Genomic DNA, 21,533 nt, shown 5'->3' with positions numbered 1-21,533 from the left:
GGGGAAAGGGTGCCTCATTCTTCGGCAAATCCGGATGGTGCTTCAAATGCGGGCCATGATATTTGTCTTGCGTTGTGGCGCATCGCCTTGCTTGATGATCTGACAGTGAAACAAGGGGTGCATGTCCGTTTTACGCCGCATCGGACGGGCATGCGAAAAACCTCGAACGGGGAGAAGGCGGCGGACGAAGAGACATGTCGCAGATTGCGTTTCACCTGAACGGAGCGCCCGTCCGCGTGTCCGATGAGGCGCCCACGCGGACTTTGCTGGATTGGCTGCGCGAAAGCCGTGGCCTGACCGGCACCAAGGAAGGCTGCAACGAGGGCGATTGCGGGGCCTGCACGGTGATGGTCACCGACGCAACCGGCAGCCGCGCGCTCAACGCCTGCATCCTGTTCCTGCCGCAACTTCACGGCAAGGCCGTGCGCACGGTCGAAGGCATCGCCGGCCCAAAGGGCGAGCCGCATCCCGTGCAGCAGGCGATGGTCGACCACCACGGCTCGCAATGCGGCTTCTGCACGCCAGGCTTCATCGTGTCGATGGCATGCGCCCATCTGAACGGGGCCACCGACCATGATGACCAGCTGGCCGGCAACCTGTGCCGCTGCACCGGCTACGCCCCGATCATCCGTGCGGCAAAAGCAGCCCAGACCGCCCCGGTGCCCGACTGGATGACAACCGATCTTGATATTACCTGTTCTCAAATATCCCCGGGGGGTGAGGCCGCAGGCCGAGGGGGGCAGGCAGCCCCCCTGCCCGGCTTCCACCCGCGCAGCAGTGACGATCTGGCGCAATGGTACCTCGCCAACCCCGACGCCACGCTGATCGCCGGGGCCACCGATGTCGGCCTCTGGGTCACAAAGCAATTGCGCGACCTTTCCCCCGTGGCCTTCCTGTCCGGTATCACCGATCTGCAGCAGATCGAGGATCACGGCGACACCCTTCGCATCGGCGCGGGCGTCACCATCGCCGCCCTGCGCGCGGCCCTCGGCCCCCGCTTTCCGTCCTTCGGCGAGCTTCTGCGCCGCTACTCCAGCGAACAGGTCCGCAATGCCGCCACCATCGGCGGCAATATCGCCAATGGCTCGCCCATCGGCGACGGGCCGCCAGCGCTGATCGCCCTTGGCGCAACCCTGCACCTGCGCCGGGGGGACGCGCGGCGCGAGATGCCGCTGGAGGATTTCTTCATCGAATACCGCAAGCAGGACCGTCAGCCGGGCGAATTTGTCGAAGCGGTGACGATCCCCGCGCAGGCCCCCAACCTGCGCTGCTACAAGCTGTCGAAACGCTTCGATCAGGACATCTCCGCCGTCTGCGGCTGTTTCAATCTGATTGTGACAGATGGCCTCATCACTTCTGCCCGCATCGCCTTTGGCGGCATGGCCGGCACGCCGAAACGCTCCGCGACGGTCGAGGCCGCGCTGATCGGCCAGCCGCTGACGCCCGCCACGGCCGAGGCGGCGGCCGCCCTGATGGCACAGGATTTCGCCCCCCTGTCCGACATGCGGGCCAGTGCGGCCTATCGCCTGACCACCGCACAGAACATGCTGCGGCGATACATGCATGATCTGGCGGGCGTGCCAGTTTCGGTGCTGGAGGTGCGGGCATGAGCCTGGGCAAATCCCTGCCGCATGACGCGGCCCCGCTGCATGTGACCGGACAGGCGCGCTATGTCGATGACATCCCGCTGCCCGCCACGGCGCTGCATCTGGCCTTCGGCCTCTCGACCATCGCCCATGGCGAGGTGACGGCGCTTGACCTCTCTGCCGTGCGCGCGGCCCCCGGAGTGGTTGCAGTCTATGGGCCAGAGGATTTCGACCCGGTGCCCGATTGCAGCCCCTCGGCGCATGACGAGCCGATGATCTCCACGGGCGAGGTGCTCTACCTCGGCATGCCGCTGTTTCTGGTGGCGGCCGACAGCCATCTGGCGGCGCGCAAGGCCGCACGGCTGGCCAAGGTAAGCTATACCGAAAAACCCGCCCTGCTGACGGTGGATGACGCGCTGGCCGCAAACAGCCGCTTCGAGGACGGGCCGGTGATCTGGGCCAAGGGCGACGCGGCCCGCGCCATCGCCACGGCCCCGCATGTGGTGGAGGGCCAGTTCGAGCTGGGCGGGCAAGAGCATTTCTATCTGGAAGGCCAGGTCGCGGCCTGCCTGCCGCTGGAAGGCGGCGATCTGCTGGTCCACGCCTCCACCCAGCACCCGACCGAGATCCAGCACAAGGTCGCCCACGCCCTGCACCTGCCGATGAGCGCGGTGCGGGTCGAGGTGCGGCGCATGGGCGGCGGCTTCGGAGGCAAGGAATCCCAGGGCAACGCGCTGGCCATCGCCTGCGCCGTGGTGGCCGCCCGCACCGGGCGGCCTGCCAAGATGCGCTATGACCGCGATGATGACATGATGATCACCGGCAAACGCCATGATCTGCGCCTCCTGTATCGCGCCGGGTTCGATGACCGGGGCCAGCTGACCGGGGTCGCCTTCACCCATCTGTTCCGCTGCGGCTGGGCGCAGGATCTGTCGCTGCCGGTGGCGGACCGCGCCATGCTGCATGCCGACAACTGCTATCATCTGCCCCATATCCGCATCGAGAGCCATCGGCTGAAAACCCACACCCAAAGCGCCACCGCCTTCCGCGGATTTGGCGGGCCGCAGGGTATGGTGGGCATCGAGCGGGTGATGGATCATGTGGCCCATGCCCTTGGCCGCGACCCGCTGGAGGTGCGGCGGGCGAATTTCTACGCGCCGGCGGAGCCTGTGGCCTCCGCCGGGGGCGCTTCGCCCCCCGGACCCCCAGAGGATATTTCCGAACAGGCAATAGGGGCAGGGCCTGTGCCTCCGTCACCCGATGAGACGGTTGATCTGACCTCGCGCGGCGCGGTTGAGGGGCAGCCGGAGCGGGGGGTCGCACCGGCGTCACCCGGGGCGCAGACAACACCCTTTTTCATGCCGGTGGAGGATTTCATCGGGCATGAGCTGGTGGCGCGGCTGGTGGAGACATCGGATTACGCCGCGCGGCGGGCGGCGATTGCGGATTGGAATGCCGCGTCGCCGATCCTCAAGCGCGGGATTGCGCTGACGCCGGTAAAATTCGGCATTTCCTTCACGCTGACGCATCTCAATCAGGCTGGTGCCCTGGTGCATGTCTATCAGGATGGCTCCATCCACCTGAACCACGGGGGCACCGAGATGGGCCAGGGCCTGTTCCAGAAGGTGGCGCAGGTGGCGGCGGGCGTGTTCGGGGTGGATCCTTACGCCATCAAGATTACCGCGACCGACACCGCCAAGGTGCCCAACACCAGCGCCACCGCCGCCAGTTCCGGCTCGGACCTGAACGGCATGGCGGCGCGGGCGGCCTGCCTCACCCTGCGCGACCGGATGGCCGCGTTCATCGCCGGCAAGCATCAGGTGAAAGCGGATGCCGTGCGGTTCGAGGGCGGCCGGGTGCGGGTGGCGGGCGAAAGCTATGGCTTTGATCAGGTCGCCGCCTGGGCTTACCTCGCGCGGGTCAGCCTGTCCTCGACCGGGTTCTATGCCACCCCAAAGCTGCAATGGGACCGCAAGGCCGGCAAGGGGCGGCCTTTCCTCTATTTCGCCTATGGCGCAGCGGTGACGGAAGTGGTGATCGACACCCTGACCGGCGAAAACCGCATCCTGCGCGCCGACCTGCTGCACGACACCGGCAACAGTCTGAACCCGGCGCTGGACATCGGCCAGATCGAAGGGGCCTACGTGCAGGGCGCGGGCTGGCTGACCACCGAAGAGCTGGTCTGGGACGGCAAGGGGCGGCTGACCACCCATGCCCCCAGCACCTACAAGCTCCCGGCCTGTTCGGACCGTCCGGATGTGTTCAACGTGGCCCTGTGGGGAAGGCCCAACCGCGAAGACAGTGTCGGCCGGTCCAAGGCGGTGGGCGAGCCGCCCTTCATGCTGGGCATCTCGGCCTTCTATGCGCTGTCGGATGCGGTGGCGGCCTGCGGGCCGGGCTATCCGGCGCTGGACGCGCCCGCCACGCCCGAACGGGTGCTGGCGGCGGTGCAGCGGGTGCAGGCCCATGTTTGATCTGGCAGGGTTGGCAGCGGCTTTGGCCAGCCATGGCCGGGTCGCGCGGGTGGTGATTGCGGGGCATGACGGGTCATCCCCGCGCGAGCCGGGGGCGGCGATGCTGGTCTGGCAGGATGGCCAATCGGGCACGATCGGCGGCGGCGCGCTGGAATATGCGGCGGCGGCTGAGGCACGGGCGATGCTGGCGACGGGGGGCCACCGCTTGCGGCGGGTGCCGCTGGGCCCGGCGCTGGGCCAGTGCTGCGGCGGGGCGGTCAGCCTGCTGACGGAAGTTTATGACGCGCTGCCGGTGCCAGAGGCCGGGGTGATCGCGCGCAGCATCGATGGGCGCGACATGCCGCTGGCGGTGAAGCGGGTGCTGGACCGGGCGCGGGGGCAAGGCATCAGCCCCGCGGCGCAGCTGCTGCAAGGCTGGTTCATCGAGCCGGTAGCCGACCCGGCCCGCGATCTGTGGATCTGGGGGGCGGGCCATGTGGGCCGGGCGCTGGTGGCGGTGCTGGCCCCCTTGCCGGGGCTGCGGATCACCTGGGTCGATGTGGCGGCAGACCGCTTTCCGGCAACCCTCCCCGACGGCGTGACCGCCCTGCCTGCCGCCGATGCGGCACGGCTGGTGGCCCATGCACCAAAGGATGCCGAGCATCTGGTGCTGACCTACAGCCATGCGCTGGATCTGGATCTGTGCCACCGCCTGCTGACCCACGGCTTTGCCCGCGCGGGCGTGATCGGCTCGGCCACCAAATGGGCGCGGTTCCGGTCGCGGCTGGCCGCCCTTGGCCACGCGCCAAGCACAATCGCCCGCATCGAATGCCCGATCGGCGACCCCGCCCTTGGCAAGCACCCACAGGCCATCGCCATCGGCGTGGCGCAGGCTGTTCTGCGGCAACCCGCCCGTCCTTTGCTCAAGGAGACCGCCCTATGACACGGCCCGAACTGCTGCGCGTCGAGGGGGTGACCAAGGCCTATCCCGGCGTGGTCGCGAACTCTGATGTGTCCTTTGCCATTTCGGAAGGCGAGATCCATGCCCTGCTGGGCGAGAATGGCGCGGGCAAATCCACGCTGGTCAAGATGATCTACGGGCTGGTGAAACCCGATTCCGGCCGGATGACCCTGCGCGGGGCCGCCTATACCCCCGCCGAGCCGCGCGCCGCGCGGGCCAGCGGCGTGGCCATGGTGTTCCAGCACTTCAGCCTGTTCGAGGCGCTGAACGTGGCCGAAAACGTGGCCTTGGGCATGGAAAACCCGCCCCCGATGAAGGAACTGGCCAGCCGCATCCGGCAGGTCAGCGCGGATTACGGCCTGCCGCTGGACCCGAACCGCATGGTGGGTGACCTGTCAGCCGGCGAACGGCAGCGGGTGGAAATCGTGCGCTGCCTGCTGCAGGACCCCAAGCTGCTGATCATGGACGAGCCGACATCCGTGCTGACCCCACAAGAGGTGGAAATCCTGTTCCGCACCCTGCGGCAACTGTCAGCCGAAGGCACCGCGATCCTGTATATCAGCCACAAGCTGGAAGAGATCCGCACCCTGTGCGACGAGGCCACGATCCTGCGGCGGGGCAAGGTGGTGGCGACCTGCACGCCGCGCGACCGTTCGGCGCGCGAGATGGCGGAATTGATGATCGGCGCCACCCTGACCCCGCCGGAACGGGCGGGCGGCACCAAGGGGGCCACCGCGCTGGAGGTGGTGGATCTGTCGGTCGCCTCGCCCATCCCGTTCGGCACGTCACTGAAGAATGTCAGCTTCAGGGTCGCCAAGGGCGAAGTGCTGGGCATCGCCGGCGTGGCGGGCAATGGGCAGGATGAATTGCTGCTCGCCCTGTCGGGCGAGGTGCGCGCGGCCCAAGGTGCCGTGAAGATCGACGGCGCGGGCGTGGGGCATACCGGCCCGAATGACCGTCGCGCGCTGGGGCTGGTGGCCGCCCCCGAAGAACGGCTGGGCCATGCGGCGGCACCGGATATGAGCCTTGTGGAAAATGCCCTGCTGTCGGGTGCCCTGCGCAAGGGGCTGACAACACGCGGCTTCATCGACTGGACCGCCACCGAAGCCTTTGCCGCTGGCATTGTCAAAGACTTCGATGTGCGAACACCGGGCACCCATGTGGCGGCACGCGCTCTGTCGGGCGGCAACCTGCAGAAATTCGTGGTGGGTCGCGAACTCAGCCAGACGCCAAGCGTTATCGTCATCAACCAGCCGACATGGGGGGTGGATGCGGCAGCGGCGGCGAGCATCCGGCAGGCCATCCTCGACCGCGCCGCCGGAGGGGCGGCGGTCGTGGTGATTTCCCAGGATCTGGATGAGCTGCTGGAAATCGCCGATACATTTGCCGCGCTGAACGAAGGGCGGCTGACACAGCCCCGCCCTGTGGCAGGGCTGACGATAGATGAGATCGGCCTGATGATGGGCGGGGCGCATGGCATGGAGGTGGCACATCATGGGCACTGACAGCTTTACACCGTGCCAAGAGAAGATGCGCATTTTTGCCAGGATGAAAGGGCAGATCCATGCTGAGGCTTGAAAAGAGACCCTCGCCCAGCCGGTTCTGGCAAGGGGCCACGCCGGTGCTGGCGGTGGTGCTGACGATGATCGCGGGAGGGCTGATGTTTGCCGCCCTTGGCAAGAACCCGTTCGAGGCCATTCGCACGATCTTCTGGGACCCCTTGTTCAACGCGCAATTCGCCAGCTACTCGCGGCCGCAACTGCTGGTGAAGGCCGGGCCGCTGATCCTGATCGCCATCGGCCTCTCGCTGGGCTTTCGCGCCGGGATCTGGAACATCGGGGCCGAGGGCCAGTATATCATGGGCGCGCTGTTCGGCGCGGGGGTGGGGCTGGCCTTCTACCCGGCGGACCATTGGTTCATCTTCCCGCTGATGGTGGTGGCGGGTGCCTTCGGTGGCTGGATCTGGGCAATGATCCCGGCGGTGCTGAAGACAAAGTTCAACACCAATGAAATCCTCGTCAGCCTGCTGATGGTCTATATCGCGCAGAACTTCCTGTCGTCGATGTCGCTGGGCCTTTTGCGCAACCCCGAAGGCGGCGGCTTTCCGGGCAGCCGGAACCTGAGCCAATATCCGGCAGCATCCAACCCCGAACTGATTGCGGGCACCGGCCTGCACTGGGGCGTGATCGCGGCCTTCATGGCGGTGATCGCGGCCTATATCCTGCTGCAACGCCATATCCTTGGCTTTCACATCAAGCTGGCAGGCCAGGCCCCGCGCGCCGCGCGCTATGCCGGGGTCAACCCCACGGGGCTGGTCGTGCTGTGCATGGGCATTTCGGGCGCTCTGGCCGGGCTGGCGGGCCTGTTCGAAGTGTCGGGGCCGGCGGGCCAGATCAGCATCGATTTCAACGTGGGCTATGGCTTTACCGCGATCATCGTCGCCTTCCTTGGCCGGCTGAACCCCATCGGCATCCTGCTCGCAGGGCTGCTGATGGCGCTGACCTATATCGGCGGGGAATTGGCGCAATTCATGCTGGGCCTGCCCGCCGCCGCCATTCAGGCGTTTCAGGGTATGCTGCTGTTCTTCCTGCTGGCCGTCGATCTGCTCAGCAATTACCGCATCCGCTTTGCCACCAAGAAGGAGGCTCTCTGATGTTCGGAGGCATTGATCCCGCGCTGCTGATTTCGGCGCTGATGGTGGCCTCGGTGCCGATCATCCTGGCGGCCATCGGCGAATTGGTGGTGGAACGCGCCGGGGTGCTGAACCTTGGGGTGGAAGGCATGATGATCATGGGCGCGGTCTGCGGCTTCATCGTGTCGGTCCAGTCGGGCAGCGCCGTGCTGGGCTTTGTCGGCGGCGCGCTGGGCGGTGCGGCCATGGCGCTTATCTTCGGGGTGCTGACGCAGTTCCTGCTGGCCAATCAGGTGGCCTCGGGCCTTGCGCTCACGCTGTTCGGCCTCGGCCTGTCCTCCTTGATGGGGCAAAGCTTCGTCGGCATCCGCCCGCCCGCCACCGGGGCGGTGCCGTTTGGCCCGCTGGCCGATATTCCGTTCTTTGGCCGGGTGCTGTTCAGCCATGACTGGGTGGTTTACCTCTCCATCGCGTCCGTTGCGGCGACCTGGTGGATGCTCAAAGCCACCCGCACCGGGCTCATCCTGCGCGCCGTGGGTGAAAGCCATGATGCGGCCCATGCGCTGGGGTACAAGGTGCGGCGCATCCGCATGCTGGCCATCCTGTTCGGGGGCGCCATGGCAGGTCTGGGCGGGGCCTATATCAGCATGGTCCGGGTGCCGCAGTGGACCGATGGCATCACCTCGGGCGCAGGCTGGATTGCCCTGGCGATTGTGGTCTTCGCGGCCTGGCGGCCATGGCGCGCGCTGGTCGGCGCCTATCTTTTTGGCGGAATCTCGGTGCTTCAGCTTAATCTGCAGGCGGCAGGGGCGCGTATTCCGGTCGAATACTTGTCGATGTCGCCGTATCTGATAACCATTCTGGTGTTGGTCATCATGTCTTCGGGCAAGGGCAAGGCCGCCCTGAACGCGCCGGCAAGTCTGGGCCAGAACTTTCACGCCTCACGCTAGGGGCACCACTCAAACCGGGGCCGGACAACGGCCCCTTTCAGGGAGACGACAATGAATCGCAGAACACTTCTTGCCACGGCCGCGCTGGGTCTGGGCCTTGCCTTCGGCACGGCTGCAAGCGCGCAGGGCATGGACAAGGTCAAGGCCTGCTTTGTGTATGTGGGGCCGATCGGTGATCTGGGCTGGACCTATCAGCACCATCAGGGCGCGCTGGCCGTGCAAGAGGAATTCGGCGACAAAGTCGAGATTGCCTATCAGGAAAACGTGCCCGAAGGCGCAGATGCCGAACGCGTGCTGACCCAGATGGCGCTGTCGGGCTGCAACATCATCTTCACCACGTCTTTCGGCTACATGGACCCGACCAACAATGTCGCGGCCAAATTCCCCGACATCAAGTTCGAACACGCCACCGGCTACAAGCGCGAGCATCCCAACGTCTCCACCTACAACGCCCGCTTCTATGAAGGCCGCGCGGTACAGGGCCATATCGCCGGCAAGATGACCAAGACCAACAAGATCGGCTATATCGGGTCCTTCCCGATCCCCGAGGTGGTGATGGGCATCAACAGCTATTACCTGCACGCCAAGAAGGTGAACCCCGATGTGGAACTGTCGGTGGTCTGGGCCTTCACCTGGTTCGACCCGGCGAAAGAGGCCGATTCCGCCAAGGCGCTGATCGATCAGGGCGTCGATGTCATCGCCGCCCACACCGATTCCACCGCCCCGCTGGCCGAAGCGGCCAAGACCAATGGCGCCGTGATCGGCTTTGGTCAGGCCTCAGACATGGCCGATTACAAGCCAAGCCCCCGCGTGGCCTCGATCATCGACAACTGGAACCCCTATTACATCAAGCGCGTGGGCGCGCTGCTCGATGGCACCTATGAACAGATCGACAGCTGGGCCGGCATCCCGGAAGGCGAGGTCGAAATCGGCGAGATCACCGATGCCGTGCCCGCCGATGTGAAGGCCGAAGCCGAGGCCATGCGCGATGCGATTGCGGCTGGCTCCTATCACCCGTTCACCGGGCCGATCAACAAGCAGGACGGCAGCGCATGGCTGGCCGAGGGCGCCGTGGCCCCCGATGGCGACCTTCTGGGAATGAACTTCTTTGTCGAAGGCATCACCGGCGACATTCCGAAGTGATCCGTTGATCTGACGCTGAAAAGGCCCGCGCGCTGCGCGGGCCTTTTTCATTGGCATGGGCCGCAGGGGCTGCCCATTGGCCCGCGCACGCGGTATCTGTGGGCCCGGACAGAGCGGCAGGAGGTGCGGGCCATGGATGCAGATGTGGTGATCATTGGCGGCGGTATCGCCGGGGTGTCGCTGGCGGCACGGCTGGCTCCGCTGGCCTCGGTCCTGCTGCTGGAGGCAGAGCCTGCACTGGCCCATCACGCCTCCGGCCGGTCGGCGGCACTTTATGAGCCGCGCTATGGCAGCCCGGCGGTGGTGGAACTGTCGCTGGCCTCGGGCGCGTTTTTCCGCGACACGCCGGGGATTCTGTCGCCGCGCGGGTTGATGATGGTGGGCAAGACGGAAGACGCGGCCAGCTTCGCGGCAGACTCGGCCGCCATGGGGCTGGCCCCGGTCACGCTGGCCGAAGCGCGGGCGATGGTGCCGATGCTGAACCCCGATGCCGTGGCGATGGCGGCCTATTCGCCCGACGCCTGGGACATCGATACCGACCTCCTGCTGCAAGGCTTTGCCCGCAGCGCCCGCGCGAGCGGGGCAGAGCTGCGCACCGGTGCCACGGTCACCGGCATCACCCGGCAGGCGGGCCAGTGGCATCTGACCACGGCGCAGGGTCCGGTAACGGGCCGCGTGCTGGTCAATGCCGCCGGGGCCTGGGTGGACCGCGTGGCGCAGATGGCAGGCGTGCCCCCCCTTGGCTTCACCCCCTTCCGCCGCTCGATGGCGCGGATTCCGGCACCCGGCGGCCATGACGTGTCACGCTGGCCGATGCTGTTTGGCGCGGGCGAGGCATGGTATGCCAAGCCCGACGCAGGCGCGCTGATCGTCTCCCCCGCCGAAGAGCACGCGATGGACCCCCATGACGCCTGGGCCGATGACATGGTTCTGGCCGAGGGTCTGGGACGGTACGAGGAGATGGTGACCCCCCCGGTGACCCGGCTCCTGTCAAACTGGGCCGGCCTGCGCACCTTTGCCCCCGACCGCGCGCTGGTGATCGGGCCGGATGTGCGCGCGCCGTCGTTCTTCTGGCTGGCCGGTCAGGGCGGGCAAGGCTTCCAGTCCTGCCCCGCCGCCAGCCAGCTTGCCGCCGACCTGATCACAGGGCGCGCACCAGAACTTGGGGCCGATCTGGTGCAGGCCCTGTCGCCGTCTCGCTTCGGATAGCGGTCGATCCCACCGGCGGATATCTGCCATCCGCCCGCCGTGCCGCCGCATCTGCGGGGATGACACCGCCCACGATTTCCGGCACCTTTGGCGCATGAAATTTGCCCTCCTCCTCGCCGCCGCCCTCGCCCTGACCGCCTGTGGCGGACCAAGGGTCGTCACACCCGACCGCAGCGTGACCGTTGCCCCCGGCACGGTCACTTCGCCCAATTTCGGCGACCGCAAGCCGCACCCTTGGGACGGGCGCGCGCCATCGGCCTATGCGGTGCATGGCACCGACACGTCACGCTATCAGGAACGGGTGGACTGGCGCACGGCGCGGGCGAATGGCATCAACTTCACCTTCATCAAGGCCACCGAAGGCGTCGATGACGCCGACCCGAAGTTCGTAGAGCATTGGACCGCGGCGCGGGACGCCGGGGTGGCCACCGGCGCCTATCACTTCTGGTATCATTGCGCGCCCGGGCGGCCTCAGGCGCTCAACTTCATCCGCCGGGTGCCAAAGACCCGTGGGGCCCTGCCCCCGGTGCTCGATCTGGAATGGACCCCGTTTTCCCCCACCTGCACCCGCCGCCCGCCGCAGGCCGAACTGCTGGCCGAAGCGCAGGTGTTCATCGACACTGTCGCCCGCCATTACGGCCAGATGCCGATTGTCTATGTCAGCCCAGACATCTTTGCCGCACGCGAATTGTGGCGGCTGCGCGGGGTGGAATTCTGGGTGCGCTCGGTGGCGAACCATCCGTCAAAGGTCTATCCCGGCACGCGCTGGACCTTCTGGCAATATTCCGGCACCGGGCAGATTCCCGGCAAGCCGGGCGATGGTGATCTGAACGTCTTCGCCGGATCACCAGCCGACTGGCAGGCTTGGCTGGCCCGCCGCGCCCATCCCTGAGGCCAGTAGGCTTTGGCTCCGCCCCGGGGGCGTTCTGCCCCCGGCGGGTTCAGCCATCGCTCCGGATGCGGGCGTTGGACGGATCATAGGGGCTGTCCTCCACCACCACCGCATCCCATTCCTGCCGCATCATCCTGACCTTCAGCCTGGTGCCCACCTCGGCCAGATCGGGGCGCACATAGCCCATGCCGATCTGCTTGCCAAAGGCGACCGAATAGCCGCCCGAGGTCAGCCGCCCGATCTTCTCGCCATTCAGCAGCAGGGCCTCCTTGCCCCATGGGTCGCAATCCTCTGGCCCGTCGATCAGCAGGGTGCAGCATTTCGACCGGATGCCATGCGCCAGCATCGCCTCCTTGCCCTGAAACTCCTTTGACAGATCGACGAAACGGTCCAGCGCCGCCTCCAGCGGGGTGGCGTCGCGGCCCAACTCGTTGCCAAAGGCGCGGTAGGATTTTTCCTGCCGCAGCCAGTTCTGCGCGCGGGCCCCGACCAGCTTCATCCCGTGCTTCTCACCGGCTTTCAGCAGCAACTCCCACAGGTGGCGCTGCATCTCGATCGGATGGTGCAGCTCCCAGCCCAATTCGCCGGTATAGGCCACGCGGATCGCGCGCACCGGCACCATGCCAAGCTCGATGTTGCGCATCGTCAACCACGGAAAGCGCTTGTTCGACAGCACGGTTTCGGGCGCGGCATCCTTGACGATCTCAGCCAAGATCTTGCGGGCGTTCGGCCCGGCCAGCGCAAAGACCCCCCATTGCGTGGTGACATCATGGATGTCGATATGACCGAATTCGGGCGCTTTATCCTCGGCGCATTTGCGCAGGTAATCACTGTCGTAATCGGTCCAGGCCCCCGCCGACACCAGATAATATTCATCCTGCGCCAGCCGCACGATGGTATATTCGGTGCGGGTGGTCCCCGTCGGGGTCAGCGCATAGGTCAGGTTGATGCGGCCCACGGCGGGCAGCTTGTTGCAGGTGAACCAGTCAAGGAACTGCGTCGCCCCCGGCCCGCGCACCAGATGCTTGGTAAATGCCGTGGCGTCGATCAGCCCGGCCGTCTCGCGGATCGCCTTGGCCTCCTCGACAGCATATTGCCACCAGGCCCCCCGGCGGAAGCTGCGGGAATTGTGGTCGAAATCCTCGGGCGCATCTTTGGGCCCATAATAGATCGGCCGTTCCCAGCCGTTCACCTGCCCGAATTGCGCCCCCAGCGCCTTTTGCCGGTCATAGACAGGGGCGGTGCGCAGCGGACGGCAGGCTTCACGCTCTTCATCCGGGTGGTGCAGGATGAAGACATGCTCATAGCATTCCTCATTCTTGCGGGCGGAATATTCGGTGGTGATCCACTGGCCATAGCGGCGCGGGTCAAGGCTGGCCATATCGATCTCGGCCTCCCCTTCCGTCATCAGCTGCGCCAGATAATGCCCCGTGCCGCCCGCAGCGGTGATCCCGAATGAGAACCCTTCCGCAATCCACATGTTGCGCAGCCCCGGCACCGGGCCGACCAGCGGGTTGCCATCAGGCGTATAGCAGATCGGGCCGTTGAAATCATCCTTCAGCCCCACGGTTTCCGAGGACGGCAGGCGGTGGATCATCGACATGTATTCCGCCTCGATCCGCTCCAGATCCAGCGGGAACAGGTCAGCGCGGAACGATTGCGGCACGTCATACAGGAAGCGGGCCGGCGCGTTGCGCTCATAGGGCCCCAGAATCCAGCCGCCGCGTTCTTCCCGCACATACCATTTGGCATCGGCGTCGCGCAGCACCGGGTGCTCGGGATTGCCCGCCTTGCGCCAGGCCACCAGTGCCGGGTCGGGTTCGGTGACGATATACTGATGCTCCACCGGAATGGCGGGCAGCTTGACGCCCAAGAGCCGCGCCGTGCGCTGCGCATGGTTGCCGGTGGCGGTGACCACATGCTCGGCGGTGATCTCGAACGTGTCCTCGCTCGCCACCAGATTGCCGCCCTGTTCCACCATGCGGGCACAGGTGACAATCCATTCCGACCCGGTCCAGCGATAGCCGTTGACCTGCACCTTGCGTTCAATCGTCGCCCCGAACTGCCGCGCGCCCTTGGCCATGGCCTGGGTCACATCGGCCGGATTGATATAGCCGTCCTGCGGATGGTACAGCGCGCCGACAAGGTCTTCGGTCCGCAACAGCGGCCAGCGGTCCTTCATCTCCTTCGGTGTCAGGAATTCGTGGTACACCCCGGCAGTCTCGGCGACCGAGGAATACAGCATGTATTCATCCATCCGCGCCTGATGCTGCGCCATCCGCAGATTGCCCACCACGGCAAAGCCCGCGTTCAGCCCGGTTTCGGCCTCCAGCGCCTTGTACAGATCGACCGAGTATTTGTGGATATGGGTCGTCGCATAAGACATGTTAAACAGCGGCAACAGCCCCGCCGCGTGCCAGGTCGATCCCGCCGTCAGCTCATCGCGCTCCACCAGCATCGTGTCCCAGCCCGCCTTGGCCAGATGATAGGCAATACCGTTGCCAACGGCACCACCACCGACAACAAGCGCTTTGACATGGGTTTTCATCGGGACGACTCCGGAACAGGGTATGGGGCAGATGTGCGCCATCAATGCCTGATCGGCACACAGACGGGCAAGATCCCCCGACCTTTGACAGACGAAAACGACATTGGCCGCAGACGACACCTGCGTGACCGCCAGCCGCGCGCGGCACAGAGCCTGTCGATGCCCGCGCCGATGCATCCTCCGTCGCCTGGCACATCGCCCCAAGCGCCTGCCCTGTGCCGCGGCGGGCATGCAAACGCACAATGCCGCCAGTCGTTCCCTGCAAGATCCGAAACAAATTAAGCGCGATTCTGGGAACAGATCGGCGGCGCGGGTGTTTGTTGTTCATACCGACGACAGAGCGGATGGCCAAAACGCCCCCCACCCTGCCGTCATCGCATTAACAGGAGACGACCATGAAAAAGCTTTTTGGAACGACAGCCCTGGTGATGGCACTTGCCATGCCGGCTTTTGCCCAGACCACCGCGCCAGCGGACACCACCGCTCCGGCCGCCACCATGGACAACACCACCGCCGCACCCGCCGGCACGACCGCTATGGATGCAACGTCGCCTTACTTTGCAGGCATTGATCAGGGCGTGCGCGCCTCGGACTTCATCGGCAAGCGCATCTATGTCACCGAGCAGGACACCTCGTCCATGCAGGTCGAAGCCCTTGCTCAGGCCGATGCCGAATGGGATGACGCTGGTGAGATTTCCGATCTGATCATCTCGATGAACGGCGATGCACAGGCGGTTCTGGTCGATTTCGGCGGCTTCCTTGGCATTGGTGAAAAGACCGTCGCCCTGTCGATCGACGATCTGGTGATGGTGCCGGACGCCAACAGCGCCGATGATTACTTCATCGTGTTCCACGGCAACCAGGCTGAACTCGAAGGCGCACCGGAATTCGACGAAGACATGGTGTTCGAAGCCGCCGCCACCGACGCCACCGTCGCCGGGTCGGACGGCATGGGCACCACCGCCCCGATGGGCACCACCGCCACCGGAACCGTGCCAGCTGATGGCACCGTCGCCGCAGACGGCACGATGGCAGCCGATGGCACCGTGCCAGCTGATGGCACTGTCGCCGCAGATGGCACCATGGCAGCTGACGGCACGACCGCCACAGGCGCGGCCATGACCGACGGTGAAATGGTAGACTTCGCCGCGATGACCGAAACCGATCTGATCGGGGCGCGCGTCATGGGTCCGAACGATGAAGATGTCGGCGAGGTCAGCGCTGTTGCGATTGGTGCCAATGGTGCCATCGAGGGTGCCGTGGTTGATGTCGGCGGTTTCCTCGGCATCGGCGAAAAGCGTGTCGCTCTGGGGTCGGATGCTCTGACCATGGTGCGCGACACCGATGGCTCGCTTGACCACTTCCGCGTGACGATGACGCAGGAACAGCTGGAATCGCTGCCGACCTACGAAGGTTGATCCAGCTTGGTATGAATAAGAGTGACAGGCGGGGTGGCGAAAGCCATCCCGCCCTTTTTCATGCGCCGCACCCTGCCGCGCGGATCAACCGGAAAAGCGTCGGCCAAGCGCCGTTGTCGCGGCAAAGATCAGCGCCGCCACAAGGATGATCGACGGGCCCGCAGGCGTGTCTTGCCACAACGACAGATGCAGCCCCCCCAAGGCCGACACCGCCCCGATCACAATGGCCAGCCCCGCCATCACCTCGGGCGTGCGCGACAGACCCCGCGCCGCGGCCGCCGGTACGATCAGCATGGCGGCAATCAGCAGCGCCCCCACCACCTTGATGGCAACCGCCACTACAATGGCCAGCGCAAGGGTCAGCACCAGACGCTCCCGGTCAGGGTTCAACCCGCTGGCATGCGCCAGATCCTCGTTCAGCGTGGCGGTCAACAGCGCCTGCCAGCGCCAGGCAAGCAAACCCAGAACCGCAACCGCCCCGCCCCAGACAAAGGCCAGATCGCCCCGGCTGACGGCCAGAATGTCACCGAAAAGCCAGGCGGACAGATCAGTCCGCACGCCGGGCACAAAGGACACCGCGACCAGACCAAAGGCCAGCGCCGAATGCGCCAGCACCCCCAGCGTTGTATCCATCGCCCAGCCCTTGGCCGCCAGCACCGCCACCGTCACCGCCATGGCCAGCGACACCACCATGATGCCGAACTCCACCGGCAGATCGCTCGCCAGGGCCAGCGCCACCCCCAGCAGGGCAGCATGCGCGGTGGCATCGCCAAAATAGGCCATGCGCCGCCACACGACAAAAGAGCCCAACGGCCCGGTGGCCAGCGACAGGCCCACCCCGGCAAGGGCGGCACGGGTCAGGAAATCGTCAAGCATGGTGGTGCTCGTGGTCATGAGGGTGGTCGTGGCTGTGGTCATGGTCATGCGTGTGGTCATGGTCATGCACATGCTGATACAGCGCCAGCGCGCCTTGGGTGCCAAGCCCGAACAGCGCCCGGTACTCCGGCGCCGAAGACACCACCTTTGGCGTGCCTTCGCAGCAGACATGGCCGTTCAGGCAGATCACCCGGTCACTCGCCGCCATCACCACATGCAGATCATGGCTGACCATCAGCACCGCCACGCCCGTGCTGGCGCGCACATCCGCGATCAGCTGGTAAAACCCCGCCTCGCCGGGCTGGTCCAGCCCTTGCGTCGGCTCATCCAGCACCAGAAGCTGCGGCTCGGCCAGCAGGGCGCGCGCCAGCAGCACCCGCTGCAACTGCCCGCCCGACAGGCTGGCCATCTGAAATGTGCCCACATCCGGCACACCCACCCGCACCAGCGCCTGCCGCGCCGCCGCATCACTGACGCGGACCGGCAGCGACAGAAACCGCCGCACCGTCATCGGCAGGCTGCGGTCCAGCGCCAGCCGCTGCGGCACATAGCCGATGCGCAGGCCCGGCGCGCGGGTCACCCGCCCCCGCGCCACCGGCAAAATCCCCAGCAAGGCGCGCAGCAAGGTCGATTTGCCCGACCCGTTCGGCCCGACAATCGTCACGATTTCGCCTGGCTGCACGCCAACCGACACATCGTGCAACACCTCGGCCCCGCCAAATCCCACGCAGATCCGCTCTGCCGCAATCAGGCTCATGCTGCGGCCTTCTGACAGGCGGGGCACAGGCCCAGCGCCTCGACATTCGACCGCTCGATCCTGAACCCCAGGTCGGCAGCGGCCGCATCCAGCGCCGCGCGCACCGGGGCGGCCGGGGCCTCGGCCACCGTATCGCAGGCCCGGCAGATCAGGAAGGCGGGCGCATGCGCTTCGCCGGGGTGCATGCAAGCGGCAAAGGCATTCAACCGGCGGATGCGATGCGCCAGCCCATGCTCCACCAGAAACTCCAGCGCGCGATAGGCCACCGGCGGCTGGTTGCCAAAGCCATCCGCCGCCAGCCGTTGCAGCACGTCATAGGCCCCCATCGCCTTGTGGTTTTCCAGCAAGATCTCCAGCACCCGCCTGCGCACCGGCGTCAACCGCGCCCCCGAAGCGGTGGTCAGCGCCTCTGCCCGCGCCAGCACATCGGCGGCGCAATGGGCGTGATCATGCCTGGAAAACGCCAGATCAGGGGCCGCGCAGCCGGGACAATCGCTGTCGGTGTGGTCATGCGGCATGACGGGCTCCTTGCTGGGTTGACCAGTTATGGTATAACATACATAAGGCCCCGAACGATGTTCCGAAAGGCTTTCACATGCGTTATATCATATCCCTTCTCTTGGCCAGCACCGCAGGCCCCGCCTTGGCAGAAGTGCCGCGCGTGGTCACCGATATCCCGCCGGTCCATTCGATTGTCGCGCAGGTGATGGGCGATCTGGGCCAGCCGGATCTGCTCTTGGACCGTGGGGCCAATGCCCATTCCTACCAGATGCGCCCCAGCCAGGCCGCCAGCCTTGCCGATGCCGGGCTGATCGTCTGGGTCGGGCCAGAACTGACCCCGTGGATGGCGCGCGCGCTGGACGGCCTCTCCGCCGATGTGCCGCGCCTTGGCCTGCTGGCCGCAGAAGGCACCTACCGCCAGAACTACGGCGACACCGGCGCGCATGATCATGATGACCACGACCACGCCGCAGAGGCGCGCGCCGAGGTCCATGACCACGAAGCCCACGCCGGGCATGACCATGAAGACCACGCCGCCGAAGCCAGTGCCGATGCCCACGACCACGACCACGAAACTCACGCCGGGCATGACCATGGCGCAGAGGCCAGTGCCGAGGCCCATGACCATGACCACGATCACGACTCCCACGCCGGCCACGATGATCACGAGGGCCACGACCACGCCGGGACCGACCCGCACGCCTGGCTCGACCCGGCCAACGCAGGCCTCTGGGCCGATGTGATCGCCGCCGAACTGTCGCGGCTGGACCCGGAAAACGCGGCGACCTATGCGGCAAATGCGCAAAGCGCCAAGGCCGGATTTGCCGCGCTTGATGCCGAACTGGTGGCCACCCTGGCCCCGGTCGCAGACCGGCCCTTTGTGGTCTATCACGACGCCTACAGCTATTTCGTCAGCCATTACGGCCTGTCCCTGGCCGGAGCCGTGGCGCTTGGCGATGCAAGCTCTCCGGGTGCGGCGCGGCTGCGCGATCTGTCGGAAACGGTGGCCACAGGCAGCGCCCTGTGCCTCTTTCCCGAAGCACAGCACGACCCGGCGCTTGTCACGCAGATGGCCGAGGGCACGCAAGCCCGCATCGGCGCGGCGCTGGACCCCGAAGGCAGCACGGTGGAGCCGGGACCGGACGCCTACGCCACGATGATGCGCGCCTTGGCGACCAATCTGGCCGATTGCCTGAACGGCTGATCCGGCCCTGTCAAACGCAACGGGCCGGGATCATCCCGGCCCGTTTGCCTGTCACCCCTCTACCCCGCCCAAGTCCGCGGCGCGGAACCAGCGGAGGATGGCAAGCCGTTCTTCCGGCTCCATATAGCTCAGGTTGCCCGGCGGCATCGCATGGCTGACCCCCGATTGCAGATAGATCCGCCGCGCCTCTTGCGCGATCTGGGCAGGCGTCTCCAGCACCACGCCCTTGGGCGGCCAGACCATGCCCTCCCAAGACGGCTCTGCCGCGTGGCACATGCTGCAACGGCCCTGCACGATGCCCACCACATCTTCAAAACCATCCGCCGCCGCGTGCTGCAAGGCCGCCCCGGACAGCGCAGTCTCGGGCTCCGGCACCGTGCGCAAGGGCGCGGTGGACAGCCAGGCGATCAGCAGGAACAGGATCGCCGTCAGCCCCCAGGTCCAGTGCGGGTTGCCCTTGCGCGCGTGCTTGGTGTTGAACCAATGCCGGATCGTCACCCCCATCAGGAACACCAGTGACGCGATGATCCAGTTATACTCGGTGGCAAACACCAGCGGATAATGGTTCGACAGCATCAGGAAGATCACCGGCAGCGTCAGGTAATTGTTATGCGTGCTGCGCTGCTTGGCGATCTTGCCGTATTTCGGGTCCGGCTTGCGCCCCGCCTTCAGATCGGCCACCACAATGCGCTGATTGGGCATGATCACCATGAACACATTCGCACTCATGATCGTGGCGGTGAACGCCCCCAGATGCAAAAGCGCCGCGCGGCCCGAAAACACTTGCGTGTAAAACCACGACATCCCCACCAGCACCCCGAACAGCGCCACCATCAGCACCGTCTGATCCGCATTCACGAACAGCCGGCACAGCGTGTTATAGGCCAGCCAGCCAAAGGCCAGCGACGCGAGCGAAATGCCGATCGCCTGCCACACCGCCAGATCCATCACGGTGGGGTCGATCAGAAACAGTTCTGCCCCCAGATAATAGACCAGCACCAGCATGGCAAAGCCCGAAAGCCAGGTCGCATAGGCCTCCCATTTGAACCATGTCAGATGCTCGGGCATCATCTCGGGGGCCACCAGATATTTCTGGATATGGTAGAACCCCCCGCCATGCACCTGCCACTCCTCGCCATGCGCCAGCGGCGGCAGGCTGGGGGTCTTGCGCAAGCCAAGGTCCAGCGCCACGAAATAGAACGACGACCCGATCCAGGCGATGGCCGTGATCACATGCAGCCAGCGCACGCCGATCTCGACCCATTCCCACATCACCGCCAGATCATACATCGCACGCCCTCCTGCCTGTCCTTGGCGCAAACGCTATACCAAGCCGGTATCTTCTGTTAATCCTGCGAAATACCGCATCACTTTCAAATACGTCCGTATAATGGGATATGCCCAGATGTCCTACGTCAACACCATCCGCATGTTTGTCCGCGTCTATGAATTGAGCAGCATGAGTGCGGCGGCCCGCGATCAGCGCACCTCGCCCGCCGTGGCCTCGGCCCGGATCTCGGACCTCGAAAAGCATCTGGGCGTGCGCCTGTTCAACCGCACCACCCGCAGCCTGCAACCCACCGAAAACGGCCGCATCTTCTATGACGGTGCCATCCGCATCCTCGAAGCGATCGAGGATGCCGAATCCGCCGTGATGGATGTCACGCAAAACCCGCGCGGCACCATCTTTGTCGCGGCCCCGCTTGGCATCGGGCGGCGCTTCATCGCCCCCCATGTGCCGCCCTTCAAGGATCTCTACCCGCAGATCGACGTGCGCCTGCGCCTGTCGGACCGCGGGGTTGATGTGGTCAGCGAAGGCATCGACGTGGCCTTCCACCTTGGCATCCTTGATGACAGCACACTCAAGGTCCGGCTGATCGCCGATTGTCAGCGGGTGCTCTGCGCCGCCCCCGCCTATATCGCGCGGCGCGGCATGCCCGAGGACGGGGCGGCCCTGCTGCGCGACCGGCATGATTGCCTGAACCTGCGCTATCCGGGCGCGAAAGAGTTCCAATGGACCCTGATCACCCCGGACGGCCCGCGCCGGTTCGAAATCACCGGCCCCTATGAATCCGATGATGGCGATGTGCTGACGCAATGGGCGCTTGCCGGGCGCGGCATTGTCCTCAAACCCCGGTTCGAAGTGGCCGACCATCTGCGCGCGGGCACCCTGCGACCCGTGGCAGTGGCCACGCCCCCCATCCCGGTGCAACTGTCCAGCCTCAGCCAGCACCGCCGGTTGAAAGACCCCAAGGTGCGGATCTTCACCGATTACATGGCGGCAAAGATCAAGGAAGAACTGCGGCGCGCCACCGATGGCCCAGACACACCGCCGGAGGCTGCACCGCAAGACGCCCGCACCGGGGATGGCGCGGGCGTCTGACAGGTCAGGCAGACCCGGTC

The 21,533-nt window shown here is 65.9% G+C and carries 17 protein-coding genes; 12 read left to right on the top strand and 5 right to left on the bottom strand.

All coding sequences use genetic code 11. The annotated features are described in order from the left end of the window. Positions 1-194 precede the first annotated feature (194 nt). The 9 genes from xdhA to CXR43_RS02560 all read left to right on the top strand — a co-directional run bounded on the left by xdhA (position 195) and on the right by CXR43_RS02560 (position 11,826). Positions 195-1,610 carry a xanthine dehydrogenase small subunit gene (gene xdhA / locus CXR43_RS02600; protein WP_103332465.1) on the top strand — a complete coding sequence of 472 codons (1,416 nt, stop codon included), beginning with the start codon at positions 195-197 and terminating at the stop codon, positions 1,608-1,610. Beyond that, positions 1,607-4,060: a xanthine dehydrogenase molybdopterin binding subunit gene (gene xdhB / locus CXR43_RS02595; RefSeq protein ID WP_103332464.1), complete on the top strand. Its 2,454-nt coding sequence runs from the start codon at positions 1,607-1,609 to the stop codon at positions 4,058-4,060. Before xdhA ends, xdhB begins: the two co-directional genes overlap by 4 nt. Then, on the top strand, positions 4,053-4,982 hold the full coding sequence (gene xdhC, locus CXR43_RS02590; protein ID WP_103332463.1) for a xanthine dehydrogenase accessory protein XdhC: 930 nt from the start codon (positions 4,053-4,055) through the stop codon (positions 4,980-4,982). The genes xdhB and xdhC overlap by 8 nt, the downstream gene beginning before the upstream one ends. Beyond that, complete coding sequence (locus CXR43_RS02585; RefSeq protein WP_103332462.1) at positions 4,979-6,505, top strand: ABC transporter ATP-binding protein; 1,527 nt, start codon at positions 4,979-4,981, stop codon at positions 6,503-6,505. Before xdhC ends, CXR43_RS02585 begins: the two co-directional genes overlap by 4 nt. A gap of 59 nt (positions 6,506-6,564) precedes the next feature. Then, complete coding sequence (locus CXR43_RS02580) at positions 6,565-7,653, top strand: ABC transporter permease (protein ID WP_103332461.1); 1,089 nt, start codon at positions 6,565-6,567, stop codon at positions 7,651-7,653. Next, on the top strand, positions 7,653-8,582 hold the full coding sequence (locus tag CXR43_RS02575; RefSeq protein ID WP_103332460.1) for an ABC transporter permease: 930 nt from the start codon (positions 7,653-7,655) through the stop codon (positions 8,580-8,582). The genes CXR43_RS02580 and CXR43_RS02575 overlap by 1 nt, the downstream gene beginning before the upstream one ends. Before the next feature lie 51 nt (positions 8,583-8,633). Beyond that, a complete protein-coding gene (locus CXR43_RS02570; protein ID WP_103332459.1) occupies positions 8,634-9,725 on the top strand; it encodes a BMP family ABC transporter substrate-binding protein in 1,092 nt (363 codons plus the stop codon). Positions 9,726-9,857: 132 nt separating this feature from the next. Beyond that, complete coding sequence (locus tag CXR43_RS02565; RefSeq protein ID WP_103332458.1) at positions 9,858-10,934, top strand: NAD(P)/FAD-dependent oxidoreductase; 1,077 nt, start codon at positions 9,858-9,860, stop codon at positions 10,932-10,934. A gap of 94 nt (positions 10,935-11,028) precedes the next feature. Then, positions 11,029-11,826 (top strand): GH25 family lysozyme, encoded by a 798-nt coding sequence (locus tag CXR43_RS02560; RefSeq protein WP_103332457.1) that lies wholly within the window; start codon positions 11,029-11,031, stop codon positions 11,824-11,826. A gap of 49 nt (positions 11,827-11,875) precedes the next feature. On the opposite strand, the gene CXR43_RS02555 is transcribed toward CXR43_RS02560, so the two are convergent. Then, on the bottom strand, positions 11,876-14,374 hold the full coding sequence (locus CXR43_RS02555) for a GcvT family protein (RefSeq protein WP_103332456.1): 2,499 nt from the start codon (positions 14,372-14,374) through the stop codon (positions 11,876-11,878). A gap of 395 nt (positions 14,375-14,769) precedes the next feature. Between CXR43_RS02555 and CXR43_RS02550 the strand changes: the two genes are divergently transcribed. Then, entirely contained in the window at positions 14,770-15,792 is a 1,023-nt protein-coding gene (locus CXR43_RS02550) for a PRC-barrel domain-containing protein (protein ID WP_103332455.1), read from the top strand. 84 nt (positions 15,793-15,876) lie between these two features. Here the strand turns inward: CXR43_RS02550 and CXR43_RS02545 are convergent, their stop codons facing one another. From CXR43_RS02545 to CXR43_RS02535, 3 genes are read right to left on the bottom strand one after another with little or no spacing between them, the layout of a single operon-like run. Beyond that, positions 15,877-16,668 (bottom strand): iron chelate uptake ABC transporter family permease subunit, encoded by a 792-nt coding sequence (locus CXR43_RS02545; protein ID WP_103332781.1) that lies wholly within the window; start codon positions 16,666-16,668, stop codon positions 15,877-15,879. Further along, positions 16,661-17,425, bottom strand: coding sequence for a metal ABC transporter ATP-binding protein (locus CXR43_RS02540; RefSeq protein WP_103332454.1), 765 nt, complete (start codon positions 17,423-17,425; stop codon positions 16,661-16,663). Before CXR43_RS02540 ends, CXR43_RS02545 begins: the two co-directional genes overlap by 8 nt. Further along, on the bottom strand, positions 17,422-17,943 hold the full coding sequence (locus CXR43_RS02535) for a Fur family transcriptional regulator (protein WP_103332453.1): 522 nt from the start codon (positions 17,941-17,943) through the stop codon (positions 17,422-17,424). Before CXR43_RS02535 ends, CXR43_RS02540 begins: the two co-directional genes overlap by 4 nt. A gap of 77 nt (positions 17,944-18,020) precedes the next feature. On the opposite strand from CXR43_RS02535, the gene CXR43_RS02530 reads away from it, so the two are divergent. Continuing rightward, entirely contained in the window at positions 18,021-19,130 is a 1,110-nt protein-coding gene (locus CXR43_RS02530; protein WP_103332452.1) for a zinc ABC transporter substrate-binding protein, read from the top strand. Positions 19,131-19,181: 51 nt separating this feature from the next. Here CXR43_RS02530 and CXR43_RS02525 read toward each other — a convergent pair whose 3' ends face one another. Further along, complete coding sequence (locus CXR43_RS02525; RefSeq protein WP_103332451.1) at positions 19,182-20,420, bottom strand: urate hydroxylase PuuD; 1,239 nt, start codon at positions 20,418-20,420, stop codon at positions 19,182-19,184. 115 nt (positions 20,421-20,535) lie between these two features. Between CXR43_RS02525 and CXR43_RS02520 the strand changes: the two genes are divergently transcribed. Next, on the top strand, positions 20,536-21,513 hold the full coding sequence (locus tag CXR43_RS02520) for a LysR family transcriptional regulator (RefSeq protein WP_103332780.1): 978 nt from the start codon (positions 20,536-20,538) through the stop codon (positions 21,511-21,513). Positions 21,514-21,533 lie beyond the last annotated feature (20 nt).

Source organism: Pseudotabrizicola formosa, from assembly GCF_002900965.1.
Classification (GTDB): domain Bacteria; phylum Pseudomonadota; class Alphaproteobacteria; order Rhodobacterales; family Rhodobacteraceae; genus Pseudotabrizicola; species Pseudotabrizicola formosa.
Note: the sequence above shows the minus strand (reverse complement) of the source record. Positions and strands in the feature narration are given on the sequence as shown.